15 protein-coding genes and 2 pseudogenes are annotated in these 18,683 nt (G+C 62.6%); 8 read left to right on the top strand and 9 right to left on the bottom strand.

The features are described 5' to 3' along the window. Positions 1 to 11: 11 nt before the first annotated feature. Both J0J06_RS13730 and J0J06_RS13735 read right to left on the bottom strand, forming a co-directional pair. Positions 12 to 2,714 carry an ATP-dependent DNA helicase gene (locus J0J06_RS13730; RefSeq protein ID WP_294042962.1) on the bottom strand — a complete coding sequence of 901 codons (2,703 nt, stop codon included), beginning with the start codon at positions 2,712 to 2,714 and terminating at the stop codon, positions 12 to 14. Next, entirely contained in the window at positions 2,711 to 3,718 is a 1,008-nt protein-coding gene (locus tag J0J06_RS13735) for a cupin-like domain-containing protein (protein ID WP_294042964.1), read from the bottom strand. The genes J0J06_RS13730 and J0J06_RS13735 overlap by 4 nt, the downstream gene beginning before the upstream one ends. Before the next feature lie 73 nt (positions 3,719 to 3,791). Between J0J06_RS13735 and J0J06_RS13740 the strand changes: the two genes are divergently transcribed. Both J0J06_RS13740 and nhaA read left to right on the top strand, forming a co-directional pair. Next, entirely contained in the window at positions 3,792 to 5,372 is a 1,581-nt protein-coding gene (locus tag J0J06_RS13740) for a lysine--tRNA ligase (protein ID WP_294042966.1), read from the top strand. Then, entirely contained in the window at positions 5,369 to 6,571 is a 1,203-nt protein-coding gene (nhaA, locus tag J0J06_RS13745) for a Na+/H+ antiporter NhaA (RefSeq protein WP_294042968.1), read from the top strand. The genes J0J06_RS13740 and nhaA overlap by 4 nt, the downstream gene beginning before the upstream one ends. A gap of 223 nt (positions 6,572 to 6,794) precedes the next feature. Here the strand turns inward: nhaA and J0J06_RS13750 are convergent, their stop codons facing one another. The 3 genes from J0J06_RS13750 to sucC all read right to left on the bottom strand — a co-directional run bounded on the left by J0J06_RS13750 (position 6,795) and on the right by sucC (position 9,828). Beyond that, entirely contained in the window at positions 6,795 to 7,724 is a 930-nt protein-coding gene (locus J0J06_RS13750; RefSeq protein ID WP_294042970.1) for an electron transfer flavoprotein subunit alpha/FixB family protein, read from the bottom strand. 113 nt (positions 7,725 to 7,837) lie between these two features. Beyond that, a complete protein-coding gene (locus J0J06_RS13755) occupies positions 7,838 to 8,584 on the bottom strand; it encodes an electron transfer flavoprotein subunit beta/FixA family protein (RefSeq protein WP_294042972.1) in 747 nt (248 codons plus the stop codon). Between the two features lie 44 nt (positions 8,585 to 8,628). Continuing rightward, positions 8,629 to 9,828, bottom strand: coding sequence for an ADP-forming succinate--CoA ligase subunit beta (sucC, locus tag J0J06_RS13760; RefSeq protein WP_294042974.1), 1,200 nt, complete (start codon positions 9,826 to 9,828; stop codon positions 8,629 to 8,631). Between the two features lie 110 nt (positions 9,829 to 9,938). On the opposite strand from sucC, the gene J0J06_RS13765 reads away from it, so the two are divergent. The 3 genes from J0J06_RS13765 to J0J06_RS13775 all read left to right on the top strand — a co-directional run bounded on the left by J0J06_RS13765 (position 9,939) and on the right by J0J06_RS13775 (position 11,604). Further along, positions 9,939 to 10,448 carry a sterol desaturase family protein gene (locus tag J0J06_RS13765; RefSeq protein WP_294042976.1) on the top strand — a complete coding sequence of 170 codons (510 nt, stop codon included), beginning with the start codon at positions 9,939 to 9,941 and terminating at the stop codon, positions 10,446 to 10,448. After that, positions 10,445 to 11,194, top strand: a complete 750-nt coding sequence (locus J0J06_RS13770; RefSeq protein WP_294042978.1) for a sulfite exporter TauE/SafE family protein — start codon at positions 10,445 to 10,447, stop codon at positions 11,192 to 11,194. The genes J0J06_RS13765 and J0J06_RS13770 overlap by 4 nt, the downstream gene beginning before the upstream one ends. A 74-nt stretch (positions 11,195 to 11,268) precedes the next feature. Then, positions 11,269 to 11,604 carry a PilZ domain-containing protein gene (locus tag J0J06_RS13775; RefSeq protein ID WP_294042980.1) on the top strand — a complete coding sequence of 112 codons (336 nt, stop codon included), beginning with the start codon at positions 11,269 to 11,271 and terminating at the stop codon, positions 11,602 to 11,604. On the opposite strand, the gene J0J06_RS13780 is transcribed toward J0J06_RS13775, so the two are convergent. Further along, complete coding sequence (locus J0J06_RS13780; protein ID WP_294042982.1) at positions 11,601 to 12,536, bottom strand: ribose-phosphate pyrophosphokinase; 936 nt, start codon at positions 12,534 to 12,536, stop codon at positions 11,601 to 11,603. The genes J0J06_RS13775 and J0J06_RS13780 overlap by 4 nt on opposite strands. 551 nt (positions 12,537 to 13,087) lie before the next feature. Continuing rightward, positions 13,088 to 13,720, bottom strand: coding sequence for a CerR family C-terminal domain-containing protein (locus J0J06_RS13785; RefSeq protein WP_294042984.1), 633 nt, complete (start codon positions 13,718 to 13,720; stop codon positions 13,088 to 13,090). A 387-nt stretch (positions 13,721 to 14,107) separates the two neighbouring features. Here J0J06_RS13785 and J0J06_RS16875 point away from each other — a divergent pair. Together J0J06_RS16875 and J0J06_RS13790 are read left to right on the top strand one after the other, a co-directional pair. Continuing rightward, positions 14,108 to 14,242: pseudogene (locus J0J06_RS16875) on the top strand (hypothetical protein); the annotation flags it as partial. Positions 14,243 to 14,335: 93 nt separating this feature from the next. Further along, a complete protein-coding gene (locus tag J0J06_RS13790) occupies positions 14,336 to 14,845 on the top strand; it encodes an IclR family transcriptional regulator C-terminal domain-containing protein (RefSeq protein WP_294042986.1) in 510 nt (169 codons plus the stop codon). A gap of 167 nt (positions 14,846 to 15,012) precedes the next feature. Here the strand turns inward: J0J06_RS13790 and J0J06_RS13795 are convergent. Beyond that, positions 15,013 to 15,521: pseudogene (locus J0J06_RS13795) on the bottom strand (integrase core domain-containing protein); the annotation flags it as partial. 86 nt (positions 15,522 to 15,607) lie between these two features. After that, complete coding sequence (locus tag J0J06_RS13800; RefSeq protein WP_294042989.1) at positions 15,608 to 17,041, bottom strand: MFS transporter; 1,434 nt, start codon at positions 17,039 to 17,041, stop codon at positions 15,608 to 15,610. Positions 17,042 to 17,293: 252 nt separating this feature from the next. Here J0J06_RS13800 and J0J06_RS13805 point away from each other — a divergent pair, with 252 nt between their 5' ends. Beyond that, on the top strand, positions 17,294 to 18,652 hold the full coding sequence (locus tag J0J06_RS13805; protein ID WP_294042991.1) for a Rieske 2Fe-2S domain-containing protein: 1,359 nt from the start codon (positions 17,294 to 17,296) through the stop codon (positions 18,650 to 18,652). Positions 18,653 to 18,683 lie beyond the last annotated feature (31 nt).

Here is an 18,683-nt window from a genome sequence, read left to right on the forward strand (position 1 = left end):
CCTTTTGGTCGTCAGGGATCGACCGCCTCTTGCACGACCCGCGTGACGGAAGAAAGACGCGATTGCACCCGCGCGACCGCTTCGTCGAGTGGCACGCGCGCCACGGGGACACCCGGCGGGAAGGCGGCGAGTAAGCGGCTCGGCATCGCGGCGGACAGCAGGACGAACGCGCCGCGATCGTCGGCGCGGCGGATCAGGCGCCCGAATGCCTGCGCGAGCTTGGCGCGGACGAGGCGGTCGTCGAACGCGCTGCCGCCCCCCGCGAGGCGGCGCGCGGCGTGGAGCACGGTCGGCTTGGCCCAGGGTACGCCCTCCAGAATGACCTGGCGCAGGCTCTCGCCGGGAACGTCGACGCCGTCGCGCAAGGCATCGGTGCCGATCAGCGATGCGCGCGGCTCGTCGCGGAACATGTCGACCAGCGTGCCCGGGTCGATCGGGTCGACGTGCTGGGCGTAGAGCGGCAGGCCCTCGCGCGCGAGGCGGTCGGCGATCCGGGCATGGACGCCGCGCAGCCGCCGGATCGCGGTGAACAGGCCGAGCGTCCCGCCTCCGGCTGCCGCGATCAGCCTAGCATAGGCGTTGGCGAGCGCGGCCAGGTCGCCGCGCTTGATATCGGTGACGATCAACACCTCGGCCTGGCTGGCGTAGTCGAACGGGCTGGCGACCTCGAAATGTCCGGCGGCGCGGTCGAGGTGCGGCACGCCGGCGCGCGCGTCGGCGATCTGCCAGTCGGGGTCGCCGCCCTTCAGCGTCGCGGAGGTGACGAGCACGCCATGCGCGGGCTTGAGCACCGTTGCCGCCAGCGGGCGGGTCGGGTCGAGCCAGCGGCGGTGGAGGCCGATGTCGAACTCGCGCCCCTCGATCCGGTCGACCCCGAGCCAGTCGACAAAATCGGGATCGGCCGGGCCGCCGATCCGCGCGAGCAGGCCGATCCACGCGCCGACCGTATCGGTGCGCCACGCCAGCGACGCGACCGCGCCCTCGACCCGGGCGCGGGCCTGGCCGTCGAGCCAGTCGGGACCTTCCGCCAATACCGCCTCGAGCCGTTGGCCGAGGGTCATCAGCGGGCGAAGCAATGCTTCCAGCGCCTGCGCGGCCACGGCGGCAGCTTCGATCAGCGCGGGGAGCGGTTCGGCGAGTTCGGTTTCCAGGCCGTACCCGGCGTCGCCATCGTGTGCGGCGCGGGCGTAGACCATCCCGCGTGCGGCGCTCAGCAGCTTCTCGACCGCGCCGAACGGCTCGCCCTCCGCCACGCGCTGCAGCCAGCCGTCCGAGGCAAGCGCGCGCGCCGCCTCGACCGCGTCCTGGATCGCGATGCCGCCCGCCTCGTCATAGCTCGCGACGTCCGACAGCCGCGCTGCCAAGCCGCGCCGCCGCCCGCGCGCATTGCTTTCGGGGCCGACGATCCAGCGGCGCAGTTCGATCGTTTCCTGCCCGGTCAGCGCCACGCCGAACATCGCGTCGGCGGCGTCGAACAGGTGATGGCCCTCATCGAACACGTAGCGCGTGGGGCGGCTGCTCGCTTCGCGCCCGCGCGCCGCGTTGACCATCACCAGCGCGTGATTGGCGATGACGATGTCGGCTTGGGCGGAGGCGCGGGCGGCGCGTTCGATGAAGCACTTCCGGTAATGCGGGCACCCGGCATAGACGCACTCGCCGCGCCGATCGGTCAGCGCGGTCGATCCGTTGCGGCGGAACAAGGTGGGCAGCCAGCCCGGCAAGTCGCCGCCGATCATGTCGCCGTCGGCGCTATACGCTGCCCAGCGCGCGACGAGGTGAGCGAGGACGGCGGCGCGCCCCGCGAACCCGCCTTGCAGCGCATCCTCTAGGTTGAGCAGGCAGAGGTAGTTCTCGCGCCCCTTGCGCGTCACGACGCGGCGGCGGCGCTCGGCAGGGTCGGGGATCAGCCGCGCCGTTTCGTGGTTGAGCTGGCGTTGGAGCGCCTTGGTGAAGGTCGAGATCCACACCGCGCCGTTCGCCTGTTCGGACCAGAGCGACGCGGGGGCGAGGTAGCCGAGTGTCTTGCCGATGCCGGTGCCAGCTTCGGCGAGTAGCATATTGGGATTGTCGCGCATCATGCGCGGCGCGAACGCGGCGGCGGCGGCCTCGGCGAAGGCGCGCTGGCCGATGCGTTGCTCAGCACCGTGGCCGGTCATGTAGGCGAGACGGTCGACGATGTCGGCGTCGTCAAGCGTGACGGTCTTGGGCGCGGGACGGGGGGCGACCTCGTCCCATTCAGGCAATTTGGAAAACAGCCAGCGCTCGTTCTCTTGAGGTCTCGCGATGCGATCGGCGAGCAGCGGCGCCCAGGGCCAGCGCAGCCGCGCCAGGCTTTGCGTTGCGGTCCACGCCCCTTCGCGCTCAGGCCAGTCGCCGGCCGGGATAGCAAGCAACGCGCCCGCCGCATCGCGCAGGAATACGGCGATGTTCGCCTCGTCCTCAGGCGGGATCAGCCCCAGCATCCGGGCGAGACCCCGCGGTGTAGGCGGCAGGAAGCTCGCGGGGCGCAGGAAAGCGAACAGTTCTAACAGGTCTAGGCCCGACAGCTCGGCATAGCCTAGCCGCTGGCCGACGAGCGGCGCGTTGAGCACGATCATTGGCGTATCGGCGGCGCGCCGGATCGCCTCCCCCCGCCCGACCGCGCGGCACCCCGCCGCATCGGCGATCCAGGCCCCGGCGTGGCTGGCGTGGAGGGCGGGATAGGGGATTGTCACCGGTTGAGCGGGCCGGCGAGCATCGCGCGCAACGCTTTCATCATCTCGTCGCTACGGTCGCCAAGCACGCCGCGCGCGCCCTCCGGCAGATGCGGCACGGGATCGCCGTTCGCGTGGAACACGTAATGCTCGAAGAACGCCCGCCACGCCGCGCGCTCGTTCTCCGGCAGTTCGTGCATCGTCATCGCGGCGTGGAGCAGCGAGTGGAACGGCGTGAGGGTCCGCGCCGGGCCATCGCGCCACCAGTAATTGACCATCGCGCCGACCTCGTCGCGCCCCGCTACGCCGTGCCACCACAGGCTCGGCAGATAGAGCGCGTCGCCCGGCTCGAGCGTCGCAGTCTGGGCGACCTGTTGCGCCTCCGCGAATTTCGGAAAGCGGGAGAGATCGGGATGTTCGAGATCGACCAGGCTCGACGGCTGACCCGCCGGCGTGAAGTCGATCGGGCCGACATAGAGGTTGGCGACCTGATCCGGCGGGAACACCGTGAAGGCGCGCCGCCCGCTGACTACGCATGCCAGGTTCTGTGGTAAGTCCCAATGCGCCGCAGTTTGCGTGCGATTGCCGAGCCATAGCGACACCAGCATGTGGCGGTCGGCGTCGAGCAGCGGCATCGGATTGTCGGCGCGAAAACCGGGGACGTGCTTCGCCACCGGCAGCGCCCCGGCATAGACGCTCCACGGCGCATCCGCTCCCCGCTGGCGCAGGATCAGGTCCAGGATCTGCGCGACGCTCGCCAGCTTGCGCTCATGGTTGAACCCCGAAAAATCGGCGGTGAAATCGAACCGCCCCGCGATCTCGGGCGGGCCGAACCAAGCTTCGGCGGGTTCCCCGGTGGCGCGCGAGATCAGATAACCGGCCAGGGCGTCCGCCGATTCCTTTGCCGCCGCGACCACCGGCCAGTCCGCGATCAGCCCGCGCAGCACCGCGGGCCGTCCGGCCGGCACAACCTCGTCCTCGAACCGCCCGCGATCGACATGGTGGAATTCCGGAATCGGCTGCATTTCTTGTACGGAAGCCTCGACAGGTTGCAAAACCGGGTCGCTTCGCGCACTCGGCACCATCATGGTAGCCGATGTGGAACAGACAGGAAACGCCTTGCGCGACGCGGCGATGGGATCGAAGGCCTGGCCGTATGAGGAAGCGCGCAAGCTCCTCAAGCGCTATCCGGACGGCAAGCCCGGCGGCGCGCCCGTGTTGTTCGAGACCGGCTATGGCCCCTCGGGCCTGCCGCACATCGGCACGTTCAACGAAGTGCTGCGCACGACGATGGTGCGCCATGCGTTCGAGACCCTCTCGGACACGCCGACCCGGTTGATCGCGTTTTCGGACGACATGGACGGGCTGCGCAAGGTGCCCGACAACGTGCCGAACAAGGAGATGCTCAGCGAATATCTCGGCAAGCCGCTGACCAAGATTCCCGATCCGTTCGGCACGCACGACAGCTTCGCCGCACACAACAATGCGATGCTGCGCGACTTTCTCGACCGTTACGGGTTCGAATACGAGTTCGTGTCCTCGACCGATTACTACACCTCGGGCAAGTTCGACGACGCGCTCAGGAACGTGCTGCGCAATTATCAGGCGGTGATGGACATCATGCTGCCGACTCTTCGCGCCGAACGCCGCGCGACCTATTCGCCGGTCCTGCCGATCAGTCGAAAGTCGGGCATCGTGCTGCAGGTGCCGGTCGAGGTGGTCGATGCCGAAGCCGGGATCGTGCGCTTCGTGGACGAGGGCGAGACGGTCGAGCAGTCGATCCTGTCGGGGAACGCGAAGCTGCAGTGGAAGGTCGACTGGGCGATGCGCTGGGTCGCGCTGGGCGTAGATTACGAAATGGCGGGCAAGGACTTGATCGATTCGGTGATCCAGTCTGGCAAGATCGCGCGCGCGCTTGGCGGTCGCCCGCCCGAGGGCTTCAACTACGAGATGTTCCTCGACGAAAAGGGCGAGAAGATTTCGAAGTCGAAGGGCAATGGCCTGTCGATCGAGCAGTGGCTGACTTATGGTCCCGACGAAAGCCTGGCCTTCTACATCTATCGTGAACCCAAGAAGGCGAAGTCGCTGCACCTCGGGCTGATTCCTCGCGCGGTCGACGATTACTGGCAGTTCCGAGGCAATTATGCCGGGCAACCGGTTGAACAGCGGCTCGGCAATCCGGTCCACCACATCCATAACGGCCCGCCGCCCGCCGATACCTTGCCGGTGACGTTCGGGCTGCTGCTCAACCTGGTCGGGGTGATGGGCGGCGACGCGACCAAGGATCAGGTGTGGGGGTACCTCGGCAATTACCTGCCCGGCGCTTCGGCGGCGGATTATCCCGAACTCGACAAATTGATCGGCTATGCGCTCGCTTATGCCCGCGATTTCGTCGCGCCGACGCTGGTGCGGCGCAAGCCGGGAGGGGTGGAGGTCGCGGCGCTGGAGCGGCTCGACGCCGACCTTGCGGCGTTGCCCGAGGGCGCGACGGCGGAGGACATCCAGAACATCGTCTACGAGATCGGCAAGACGGGCGGGTTCGCCGAACTGCGCGACTGGTTCAAGGCGCTCTACGAGACGTTGCTCGGATCGAGCCAGGGGCCGCGCATGGGCAGCTTCATCGCGCTCTACGGTGTCGCTAACACGCGCAAGCTGATCGCCGAGGCGTTGGCGCAGTGAGCGGGAAGTCGCGCGGCGTGCGATCGACCCTGCGCGATTTCCTGCACGACGAGGCTGCGGGCGGCATCGTCCTGATCGCCGCCGCCCTGCTCGCGATGGTCGCGGCCAATTCGCCGCTCGCGCATGATTACGAGCATCTGCTCCATCTGAAGACCGGTCCGACGCTCGCGCCCGCGTTGGGGCCGATGACGGTGCATCTGTGGATCAACGACGGTCTGATGGCGATATTCTTCCTGCTCGTCGGGCTGGAGATCAAGCGCGAGCTGGTCGATGGCGAGCTGTCCCGTCCCGCGGACCGCAGACTGCCGGTGATCGCGGCCGCAGCGGGAATGGTCGCGCCGGCGATCGTCTACCTTGCGGCGACCGGCGGTGACCCCGCGCTGATCCGCGGTTGGGCAATCCCGGCGGCGACCGACATCGCGTTCGCGGTCGGGGTGATGGCGCTACTCGGCAAGCGCGTGCCCGCCGCACTCAAGCTGTTCCTGACGACGGTCGCGATCGTCGATGACATGGGCGCCGTGGCGATCATCGCGGTCGCTTATAGCGCGGGGCTGGATTTCGTCGCACTGGGCGGGGCGGCTGGCGTGCTGCTGATCATGATGGCGATGAACCGGCGCGGCGTGACGATGTTGTGGCCGTACCTGGTCGCGGCGGCGGGCTTGTGGTGGTTGGTGCTGCTGTCGGGCGTCCATGCGACGGTTGCCGGCGTGCTCGCCGCGATGCTGATCCCCATCCGCACATCCCGGGGCGCCCCCGATAATGCCGAGTCGCCCCTTCACCGGCTCGAACATGCGCTCAGTCCCTGGGTCGCCTTTGCGATCGTGCCGTTGTTCGGGTTCGCCAATGCCGGAGTCTCGCTCGGCGGCCAGGGTCTTCAAGTCCTTGCCGAGCCGCTGGTGATCGCGGTCGCCGCTGGGCTGTTCGTGGGCAAGCAAAGCGGGATGCTCGGCGCGGTCGCGCTGGCGGTGAAGATGGGCTGGGCGGAACGCCCCGGCGGCGCGTCTTGGACGCAGGTCTATGGTGTGCTGCTGCTGGCGGGGATCGGCTTCACGATGAGCCTGTTCATCGGCGGTCTGGCTTTTACCGATGCGGCACTGATCGACGAGGTGAAGGTCGGGGTGCTGGTCGGGTCGATCCTGTCGGGGATGGCCGGGTTCGCGGTGCTGCGATGGGTCGCGAAGCCAGCGCGCGATTCCTGAGTCGATTTTGGAACCGGCCGGACGCGAGGGCGTTATTACCCTGCTTGAACGAAAGAGAGAGCGTTTTGGACGATCGGAAGCCTTGCGCGGACGATCGACCTAGGGAGCCCCGCCGCGCCATGCGCGACGGGGTTTACTCGTTTTGTGCTACGCCAATTTATGTCGTGGAAAAAGGGCGACGCCTTGCGACGCCGCCCTTGCCGAACCAATAATCGATCTTGATCTACAGCTTCTCGGTCAATTCCGGCACGACTTTGAACAGGTCGCCGACCAAGCCGATGTCCGCGACCTGGAAGATCGGGGCGTCCTCGTCCTTGTTGATCGCGATGATCGTCTTGGAGTCCTTCATCCCCGCCAGGTGCTGGATCGCGCCGGAAATGCCGACCGCGATATAGACTTCGGGGGCGACGATCTTACCGGTCTGGCCGACCTGATAGTCGTTGGGGACGTAACCCGCATCGACCGCCGCGCGGCTCGCGCCGACCGCGGCGCCGAGCTTGTCGGCGAGCGGTTCGATGATCGTGTGGAAGTTCTCGCTGTTCTGCAACGCCCGGCCGCCGGACACGATGACCTTGGCGCTGGTCAGTTCGGGGCGTTCGAGCTTGGCGATCTCGGCGTTGACGAAGGACGACACGCCCTTGTCGCCGGTCGAGGCGACCTTCTCGATACTGCCCGAGCCGCCCTCGGGCGACGCCTTCTCGAACGCGGTGCCGCGCACGGTGATGACCTTTTTCGCGTCCTTGGTCTGGACGGTCGCGATCGCGTTGCCGGCGTAAATCGGGCGCGTGAACGTGTCCTCGCCTTCGACCGACAGGATGTCGCTGATCTGCATGACGTCGAGCAAGGCGGCGACGCGCGGCGCGATGTTCTTGCCGTTAGACGTCGCGGGCGCAAGGAACGCGTCGTGGTGGTCCATCAGCGACGCAACGAGCGGCGCGACGTTTTCGGCGAGCGCGTGTGCATAAGCCGCATCGTCGGCGACATGGACCTTGCCGACGCCGGCGATCTTGGCGGCTTCGGCGGCGACGCCGTCCATGCCTTGCCCGGCGACCACCAAATGAACTTCGCCGAGCTTCGACGCGGCAGTGACCACGGCGAGCGTGGCATCCTTGACGGCCTTGCCGTCATGTTCGACCCAAACCAGAGTCTTCATATTCTCAAACCTTCCCGGGGGCTGCCCCCTCTACCGTTCGGGCTGAGCTTGTCGAAGCCCGTGCCCGGAACACGCCCTTCGACAAGCTCAGGGCGAACGGATTTATGTGATCGCTACTTGGCGACGCCCATGGCTTTCAGCTTGGCCACCAGTTCGTCGGTATCGGCGACCTTGACCCCCGCGGTGCGCTTGGGCGGCTCGACGACCTTGAGCGTGGTGAGGCGCGGCGCCACGTCGACGCCGTAATCGGCGGGCGTCTTCTGATCGAGGGGCTTCGACTTCGCCTTCATGATGTTGGGCAGCGAGGCGTAGCGCGGCTCGTTGAGGCGAAGGTCGGTGGTGATGATCGCGGGGAGCGTCAGTCTGTCGGTTTCCGACCCGCCGTCGACTTCGCGCGTCACCGTCACGCTGTCGGCGGCGAGCTCGACCTTCGACGCGAAGGTCGCCTGGCCGACGCCGAGCAGCCCGGCGAGCATCTGGCCGGTCTGGTTGTTGTCGTCGTCGATCGCCTGCTTGCCCAGGATGATCAGGTCGGGCTTCTCCGCCTCGACGATCGCCTTCAACAGCTTGGCGACGCCCAGCGGCTCGACCTTTTCGTCGCTGACCACGAGGATCGCGCGGTCGGCGCCCATCGCCAGCGCGGTGCGCAGCGTTTCCTGCGACTTCGCCTCGCCGATCGACACCGCGACGATCTCGGTCACGCCCTTGTCCTTGAGGCGGATCGCTTCCTCGACCGCGATCTCGTCGAACGGGTTCATCGACATCTTCACGTTGGCCAGATCGACCCCCGTCCCGTCCGCCTTCACGCGGGGCTTTACGTTGTAGTCAAGCACGCGCTTGACCGGCACCAGCACCTTCATCGCATTCTCTCCGTCAATCCGAAACGCTTCCTGGGGAGGGAGCGTCAGGCGGCCTTCTTAACCTCGGCCACGATCTTCTGCGCCGCGTCGCCCAGATCGTTGGCGGGCACGATCGCCAGGCCCGAATTGGCCAGGATGTCCTTACCCTGCTGAACGTTCGTGCCTTCCAAGCGAACCACCAGCGGTACCGACAAATTCACTTCCTTCGCCGCGGCGACGATGCCTTCCGCGATGATGTCGCACTTCATGATGCCGCCGAAGATGTTGACCAGGATGCCCTTCACGTTCGGATCGGCGAGGATGATCTTGAACGCCGCCGTCACCTTCTCCTTCGACGCGCCGCCGCCGACGTCGAGGAAGTTCGCGGGGAACATGCCGTTCAGCTTGATGATGTCCATCGTCGCCATCGCGAGGCCGGCGCCGTTGACCATGCAGCCGATGTCGCCGTCGAGCTTGATATAGGCGAGGTCGTACTTGGACGCCTCGAGCTCGGCCGGATCCTCCTCGGTCTCGTCGCGCAGTTCGGCGATGTCCTTGTGGCGGAACATCGCGTTGCCGTCGAAGCCGACCTTGGCGTCGAGCACCAGCAAATTGCCCTGCTCGGTCAGCGCGAGCGGGTTGACCTCGATCTGCGAGGCGTCGGTCGCGAGGAACGCGTTGTAGAGCGATTCCGCGACCTTCGCCGCCTGCTTGCCCTGATCGCCGGTCAGCGCGAGGGCATTTGCGACGGCGCGGCCGTGGTGGGGCATGAAGCCGGTCGCGGGATCCACGTCGAAGGTGTGGATCTTTTCAGGGGTCGAGTGCGCGACTTCCTCGATGTCCATGCCGCCTTCGGTCGAGACGACGAACGCAACGCGGCCGGTCTTGCGATCGACCAGCAGCGCCAGGTAGAATTCCTTGGCGATGTCGGCGCCGTCGGTGACGTAGAGGCGGTTGACCTGCTTGCCCTGCTCGCCGGTCTGGATCGTCACCAGCGTATTGCCAAGCATGTCGGTTGCCGCTGCGCGCACCTCGTCAAGCGTCTTCGCCAGGCGAACACCACCCTTGGCGTCCGGCCCGAGTTCCTTGAACTTGCCCTTGCCGCGGCCGCCAGCATGGATCTGCGCCTTTACGACGTAAAGCGGTCCGGGCAGTTTCTTCGCAGCCTCGACCGCTTCGTCGATCGAGAAAGCAGGATAGCCCGCGGCGATCGGCGCGCCGAACTTCGCCAGCAATTCCTTGGCCTGATATTCGTGGATGTTCATGGGAAGGCTCGGGCCTTTCGATGGTGGGGTCGCGATGGCCTTAAGCACAAGGGGACGGGCGAATCCACCCCCGCTCGCCTTGCCGCCGCGCAATGGATATAGGCATCGCGATGAGTTGGCCGCTGGGTATCCTGCTGTTTGTCGCCACCGTGCTAGGCATGGAGGGGTTCGCGTACGTGATGCACCGCTGGGTGATGCACGGGCCGGGCTGGTTCCTGCACGCCAGCCACCACACCCCGCGCACCGGCAACTGGGAGCTCAACGACTTGTATGCGGCGATCTTCGCGGTGCCTTCGATCGTGCTGCTACTCGGCGGGGCGCAACTCGGCTGGTGGCCGGGATGGGCGTGGATCGGCGCGGGAATTGCGGCCTATGGCGCGATCTATTTCGGGTTCCACGACGTCATCGTCCACCGCCGCATCGCCACGCGATACCTGCCCAAATCGGCTTACATGAAGCGAATCGTCCAGGCGCACCGGCTGCACCATGCGGTCGAGACGAAGCACGGCACGGTGAGCTTCGGGTTCCTCTGGGCGCTGCGGCCGGAGGCGCTCAAGGCCGAACTCAAGCGCCGCGACCTCGCCGGCATCCGCAGCCCCCGAGTCACGCCCGTCGATTGAACGAATCGGCGCTCTTTTTCGCGCTGGCGATTCCGGCGGTGATCCTGCTCGGCCTGTCGAAGGGCGGGTTCGTCGGGATGGGGGCGCTGTCGCTGCCGATCATGGCGCTCGCGGTCTCCCCGTTGCGCGCGGCGGCGATCCTGTTGCCCGTGCTGATTGTGCAGGACGTGGTTGGCGTGTGGGCGTTCCGGCGATCGTGGGACGGCTATGTCGTCGGCTGGATGCTGCCCGGTGCGGTCATTGGTATCGCCCTCGGCTGGTGGTACGCGGCGAGCGTGTCGGAAGCAGCGGTGCTGGGGCTGGTCGGCGCGATTTCCGTGATTTTCGGACTGTATCGGCTGTGGACCGGACGCGGCGGGCGGATCGCCGCACCGGCGCGCTCGCCGGGATGGGTCGGGACTCTTTGCGGCGTCGTGTCGGGGTTCACCAGCCAGATCGCGCACGCCGGCCAGCCCCCCTATCAGGTCTGGGTGTTGCCGCGCGGGCTCGACCGCGACACGTTGGTCGGGACCACCGCGATCTTCTTCGCTGCAACCAACTGGTTGAAAATACCCGCTTATTGGAAGCTTGGCCAGTTCACGCACGCCAATCTAGTCGCCTCGGCCAGCCTGATCCCGGTGGCGATCGCATCGACGCTGGCGGGCGTGTGGCTGGTGCGGCGGGTGTCGCCGACGCGTTTCTATACCGCCATTTACGTCCTTATGGTGCTCGTCGGTGCGAAACTGGTATGGGACGCGTTGGCCTAAATTGTCCGAGAAATCGCGCCTCCAGTGTCCGAATTTGCGGAAATTTAACGTCTGATAACCATTAACTGAGCGCAATGAACGCGCATGTCTTCGGTATCGATGCCCCTGTCGCCACGCGGGACGATAATCGTCGTCAGCCGCGACATGAGGTGGTGCTGCGTGCCCGTCTGCGTAACCGCGCCACCGCTAAATTCGACATACGTATCATCGATATGTCCGTAACCGGATTCCGGGCGGAGGCGCATTACGGGCTGAACGTCGGCGACATCGTCTGGATCAAACTGCCGGGGCTGCAAGGTCTGGAGGCGAATATCGCCTGGCGGCACAAGGAAATTGTCGGCGGGCATTTCCGCCAGCCGCTGCATCCGGCCGTGCTCGATCACCTCATCGCAAACGGCGCGCGTTACTAGTCGAACAGGCTGGAGACGGACGTTTCCTCCGCCGTCCGGCGGATCGCTTCGGCGAGCAATGGCGCGATGGTCAGGTGGCGGACGTTCGCTGACTGGCCGATGACGGCGTGATTGCCGATCGAATCGGTGATTACCAGTTCCTCGAGCACCGACCCTTCGACTCGGGCGATTGCGCCGCCCGATAGCACTCCGTGGGTGATATAGGCGACGACACCCTCGGCACCCGCCTGTTTCAGCGCGGCGGCGGCGTTGCAGAGCGTGCCGCCAGAATCGACAATGTCGTCAATCAGCACGCAGAACCGCCCTTCGACATCGCCGATGATGTTCATCACTTCAGATTCGCCCGCACGCTCGCGGCGCTTGTCGACGATCGCCAGCGGCGCGTTGTTGAGCCGCTTCGCCAGCGCGCGCGCCCGGACCACGCCGCCCACGTCGGGGGACACGACCATCAGGTTCCGGGTGGCGTAGCGAGCGAGGATGTCGGCCGACATCACGGGCGCGGCGAACAGATTGTCGGTCGGGATGTCGAAGAAACCCTGGATCTGCCCGGCGTGGAGATCGACCGACAGCACGCGGTTGGCCCCCGCCTGCGTAATCAGGTTGGCGACGAGTTTCGCGGAGATCGGGGTGCGCGACCCCGACTTACGATCCTGCCGCGCGTAGCCGAAATAGGGCACCACTGCGGTGATCCGCCGCGCCGATGCGCGTTTCAGCGCGTCGATGCAGATCAGCAATTCCATCAGATTGTCGTTGGCGGGGTAGCTGGTCGATTGCAGGACGAATACGTCCTCGCCCCGGACATTTTCGTTGATCTCGACGAAAATCTCCTCGTCGGCGAAGCGGCGGACGAGCGCGTCGGTCAGCGGGATTTCGAGATAGTCGGCAACTGCCTTCGCCAGCGGCAGGTTGGAATTGCCGGTCATCAACTTCATCGCGCGGGCCCCTTCGGTGATGCGGGTTCCCTTAGGGGTGTCATGTAACTTTCGCAAAGGGGGAAGGTGAAGGCAGCGGCGCGAAGTGAATTCGCGCCGTCGGCCGAGCGGCGTTGCCGCTCGCCGGCCGGGCAAGCACTATTCGCTCAATAGTTCCACTATTTCGCTGTGCTTGCTTTGGTGCCCCATGCACCACCCAAGGGGGCACTCAGATCAATGGGAAATTTCAATCAAGTTAGAACGCTAGCGATGCGATCGGCGAAGCGATTCATTCGTTATCCGTCGGCGTTCACCAGACGGCCGCCATCATCAACACGATACTGGCCGAACAGTCGATGGCCTCGGGTCGAGACCACGAGGATCAATTCGCTCCGATTGCCCTCTTACCAGCCTAGGTCGCGGAGGAAGAACCGGACCCGAGGTTCGGAACTCGCCAGATAGTCCATAGGCAGCATCGGGCGCTAATACGATGGCGAGCGTGCGTTGCCGATCAATACGATCCGGCAGTCATAGCCGTGCGCGCAAAGTGCACCAGATGCCGAGCACTTTGCTCAGGTTAAACCGTTTACGTGTTCCAAATGATCCAAAATAGTGTCTAAATTATCAACAATCATAGATTGAACCAACACTTTCTCGTTTATGCCGATGTCGGTCCAGCCCGTCGTTGTGACAACAGTGGCGCGCGCTGCCCTGAATATGATGACCTGACCCACTAGCATCAACGCCTGCAATCTTGCGGCTTTGGTGTCGAGCTTGCCGTTCGATACCACCTGGATAAGGTGCGCGATCCGTGTCAATATACCGGCCATCGCACCGCGATAGATGCGTTGAAAGGCTTCGGTTGGTTCAGCCTGTTCGCGAATAAGGAACCTAGTATATGCCTCCGCATCTTGCCGCGTAAACACCTCGGTTATCGCCTGGAACATATTGTGGAGAGAGGCACGAGCCGTGGGAACGCCGCAGCCGTCAGCTTCGGCCTTCATGCCGTCTTCGACGAGCGAGGCGATCATTTGCGCTACTCCAGATGCGACCCGGTCGGCGGCGGCCAAATACAGGCCTTCCTTTCCGCCAAAGTGATAGGTGATCGACGAAATCACTGTTCCTGCACCTGCGGCAATGGCCCTCGTGCTAGTCCCGTCCAGACCCTTCACGCCGAATTGCTCGATCGCGATATCTATCAGCAATGAATGAGTTTCTCTGGTCTTGGACAAGCGTCTTACTCGAAAAGCCCCTTCGGTCGATCCATCATATACACGTTGGCAGTCGCGCCTTTTTGGCAACATGCTGGCGTGAACGACACTCCGCAACGCTAAGCGACGCTGACCGCTTGCCATCCGCCTTGATTCTGCGCGTCCGTCATCGCGCTCCTCTCAATCCCCGATCGACAAACGAAAAAACCGGCCCCGATGCGGACGACAAAATTCGACATCGATCTTGGACGTTAATACCGTCCATTGACGTTGACAAACCCTCCAGTCCCTGTTTTTGTAGCCTGTTAAGAGCAAAAAAAGACCATAACCCTTTTTCAACGCGGTGTCGTCTTGGAGAGAAGCGTCAAATCTGCCGAGAGAGTGCTCGAGCTCCTTGAGTATGTCTCAAGTATCGGGGCAACTGGAGTGCGGGCGAGGGATATCCGTAGAGAGTTAAACTGTCCACAGTCGAGTTGTTCGATACTGCTTAAAAATCTCGTCAAGCTGGGCTATCTGAGTTATGATCCTGTCGGTCGGAGGTTTTTGCCCACGCTCCGGATTGGGGCCCTTGGCTACGGAGCCGTAGCTCAATCGAAGCATTTCAGGACAATGCTGGATTACCTTGATGAGCTCAGCGATTTTACGGGAGAGTTATGTTTCATTGCTCAGCGCAATGGGCCAAATCTGCAATACGTGATTTTTCGACATTTTGGTGAGGTAGATGGGGCTATACCAAAGGCTGGACTCGAACGACCTCTGGCTCACGCTGCTTCGGGGAAAGTTTTGCTGTCCTTTTTGCGTGAAGATGAAATCGTTGGGATCGTAAACCGCAATAACCAGTTTGACAGAGAATTCCGCATCTCACCAAATTCGCTTCTACCGGAATTGGATGCTGTTAGGTCGACTGGTATTGCGAGCAGCAGTCCCCAGTTTACACCGGGGCTGATCGGATATGCGACGTGGCTTGGTGCATCATCGCAGGAAACTCCTTGCGCGATTGGCGTTGCGGTTTCGACCGTGCGCGATGGAGCAAAGCGTGAGCGGGTAATATCGGCCCTCAATGATCTTCACGATCGGAATACGTCGGACTTCGGTGCGTATTCGGTACATGCAATGTAGGTTTGTCACCGAGCATTGCATTCCGATTTTCGGTTGAAGCCTGAAACCACCGGCGCAATCGCTTGTTAACTAAGCTGATTTCATCATTGTGTCGTGGAAATTGAGGTCCGGATTCATCGGGAGCATGTCGCTGCCAGCTTTCAAAGGCATTTAAGCTTTCCATACTTTTATATTGGGTAGGGGGGTGCGACGAGACGTGCTCCCCATTTCTCCTCCAGCAGTAGCTGGAGTCCGAGGTTGTCATGGTGCCCTTGCGGGCGGGATTGCACAAGCCACCTGGCAGCGTTGGCGGGAGTCAGCCCCTCTATCCCGCTTTGCTGTCGCATATGGTTGTAGCCGTCGCGCCAGCTGCTCAGCATCGGGCGGGCATTGCTCAACGAGGCAAACAGCATCTCGTTCAGGAATCGTCACGCAAGCGGCCATCGAAGCTCTCGACTTAGCCGTTCTGTTGCGGCTTGCCCGGCGCGATGTAATGCCACTCGATCTGCCGGTCCTGCGCCCAACGCAGGATCGCCAGGCTCATCAACTCGGTCCCGTTATCGCTTACCATCATCGTCGGCCTGCCGCGCACCGCGATGATCGCGTCCAACTCCCGTGCGACGCCGGCACCCGATTTCGACTTGTCGACCACCAGCGCGAGGTTTTTGCACGTAAAGTCATCGACGACGGCGAGGACAGGGCCATGCCACCGTAGGTCGCCTTCAATTTGCAGATCGTCGCGCTGATCACTCCGTCGAAGCATCAGGAGCTATGATCCGTGCACTAGCTGATCGATTTGTCGGGAAGCAAACGTTCCGCTCGCCAGAAACAAAACGCCGAGAAGAATACGGGCAATGTTGTAATTACCATCGCCCACCGTAGACCTGCGTCGTTGCCCATGTGAGCTCCGAGGGCGTCGCTGAGAGCGCCTAACGCGAGCGGCCCTAGTCCCATTCCGATTCCATTCATTATGGTCAGGAAGACAGATACCGCGGTGGCGCGTGACCGCGAACCCACCAAACCTTGTATCGTCGCAAAGACGGGCCCGTACCACATGCTTTTCAAAAGCGAAGCTGATGCAAGTAGCATGAGTGCAAGCGCAGCATCGTGCACCAACAACGCGGCAATGGTTAGCGGCGTGCCCACCGCCGTCGCCACCACCGGTATTCGCAAATAGCCTTTGAAGCTGGCCGCTGCGCATTTGTCGCCAAGGCGGCCCCCGAGCGCTGTGCCGATCATGCCCGTGATTCCAATAGCAAGACCTAGCGTGAGCCCGAGAAAGGCTAGTGAGCCACCCAAGTGAGTGGCCGTAGCAAAGCTGCTTATCTCTTCTGCATGGTTGCGCAGGAAAAAGGACGCATAAAATGTTGCTTGTCCATAGCCTGCCAGGGAAAGGGAAGAAGCAGCCACCGTCATCCAGATAAAACTTCGAGTCTGGAGCAAGCATCTCATCGCGTTACGAAACGGCGGCACGCGCAAGTCATCGGTGGGCGGCTGACTAGACCCCAAATCGTCGATCGGCGGCAGCCGATCGATTCTGGCCAGCCCTCGGGCGTTATCTGCCCGTGGGTCTGCGACAGTAGCGTAAAGAAGCGCTGCGAATATCAGGCCCGGTGCGCCCACAATGAAGAATGCTGCGCGCCAGCTGAAATGGTCGGCAATAAAGCCACCAGCAGCCAGACCAATCAACGAGCCGAGCGGCAGCCCCATAGAGAACACCGCGAGGGCCGTAGCGCGCTTAGACCGCGGCGTCATGTCGGAGATTAGCGAATGTGCGCACGGGACACAGCCTGCTTCGCTAGCACCGACAAGAATGCGCGCAACCAACAGGTGGACAAAACTGAACGCCAAACCAGACAGCGCGGTAAATCCACTCCATATCGTGAGTATACCCGACAACAAGTAAACCCGGTTCCTGTGTTCAGCGAGCCTTGCCAGAGGAACGCCTGCTAGAACATAAAACAATGCGAATGCTGGACCGGCGAGTGCGCCGATCTGCCAGTCTGTCAGGTCAAGATCAACCTTGATCCTCTCAGCCAAAATATTAACGACTTGGCGATCAACAAACGCGAGCGCATAAATGGCAGTGAGCAGCGCCATCAAAAAGTGCCATTGATTTGCCGATGCGGAAAGATCCGACACGGCGATGTTCGAACGTGCAATTTTGACCATCAGACTCTCCGCGTCGCACCATATACGCACCTGAATTTTATCCATGCGGCAGCGACAAACCACATCTGATTTGTCCTCCGGCGGAAAATCACATCTGTGATATTCGCTTCTTGCCGGCAGGGTCGATTGACAGTCCCCACCCGCCGGCCGCTAAAACAACATACCACACGGCTCGGGAGTCGTGCTTAACGTAAGCGTGTTATGGACACTTGCAGATAGCGGTAAATACCAAGGGTAGCGCCATTACTTTTTGCAAGTCTTATCTTGAACACTCTCGTCAGAATAGGTGACTGGGGAATGGTTATGGTCGATAATCCCAACAAAGTTTTCAGTCGGGTTGGACCCGGAACGCCAATGGGAAACCTCTTTAGGCGCTTCTGGTTGCCGGCTGTTCTTTCCAAGCAATTGCCAGAATCAGACGGGACGCCAGTCCGATTGAGAATTTTATGCGAAGATCTGGTGGCTTTTCGTGATTCTGATGGGGAGGTCGGCATCATCGACGCTTTTTGCCGTCATAGACTGGCACCACTTTATTTCGGCCGAAATGAAGAATGCGGCCTACGCTGCGTCTACCACGGATGGAAATGGAATCGGAAAGGTGAATGCGTCGACATTCCCAATATTCAGCCGCCCGACAATTATGATGATCTCAAGGAGAAAGCTCGGATCAAGAGCTATCCGACTTTCGAGAAGAACGGGCTTGTCTGGGTATATATGGGGCCGGCTGACAAGCAGCCTCCGGTGCCCGGATTTGAATGGATGAACGTGCCGGCGGATCAGGTTATGATCTCGAGCTGGATTCACCATTCGAACTTTCATTTGGCAATGGAAGGCGAGATCGATACGTCCCACATTTCCTTCCTTCACAGTTCGAAGCCCGACCCAGACGCTACCGGGCCCGCGAGCGCACTACAGTATGCTACGGACGGCGCACCGGAAATCACGTTGCACGAAACCGACTATGGATACGTCTACGGCTCGCGCCGAAATATTCCTGACCAATACTACTGGCGCATCACACAGTGGATGCTGCCTATGTGGAGTGCGATCCCCGGGGGCTTGGAAGAATTCGTCGGCAACGGTCGCGGATGGGTGCCGATTGACGACAACACGACGATGGCTTTCGGATACATGTACCGCGCAGATCGCCCGTTCGCTCCTCAGGAGCGGGCGTTTGTGGAAAGCGGAGCAGCGTTTCCGCCGAGGACGGAGTATCGACCTGTGGAGATTTCCGGAGGTCGAATGATCGACGCCTACGATACAGTAGCAAACAAGGGCAACGACTATCTAATTGACCGGCAGATACAAAAGACCAAAACCTATACAGGGATCTGGGGAATTAATGAGCAGGATCGCGGCCTGATAGAGTCTATGCCGTGGGCAAATGAGGCGGACCCGGGAGTTGTAGACACGACGCGGGAGATGCTTGTCCGATCGGATTATCCGATCATGGTTGCGCGCCGGCGTCTTATCAAAATGGCTACCGATCTAGAAAAGGGCATCGAGCCGGTCGAACCATCTCTCGGCGGAAATAATCTTGGAGTCCGGGCTGTAAGTATCATTTCGAAAATCGGAGATTTCGACGAACTGATGGTCGAGCATGGCGAACAGACGAAGGCGGCTGGGCCAGCAAAACGGTTCGAGAACGTAAGTTAGTAGGACACCTGGCGGAGGACAAGGCAACTTG

The sequence above is a fragment of the Sphingomonas sp. genome (assembly GCF_017304615.1).
In the GTDB taxonomy this organism is placed as follows: Bacteria; Pseudomonadota; Alphaproteobacteria; order Sphingomonadales; family Sphingomonadaceae; genus Sphingomonas.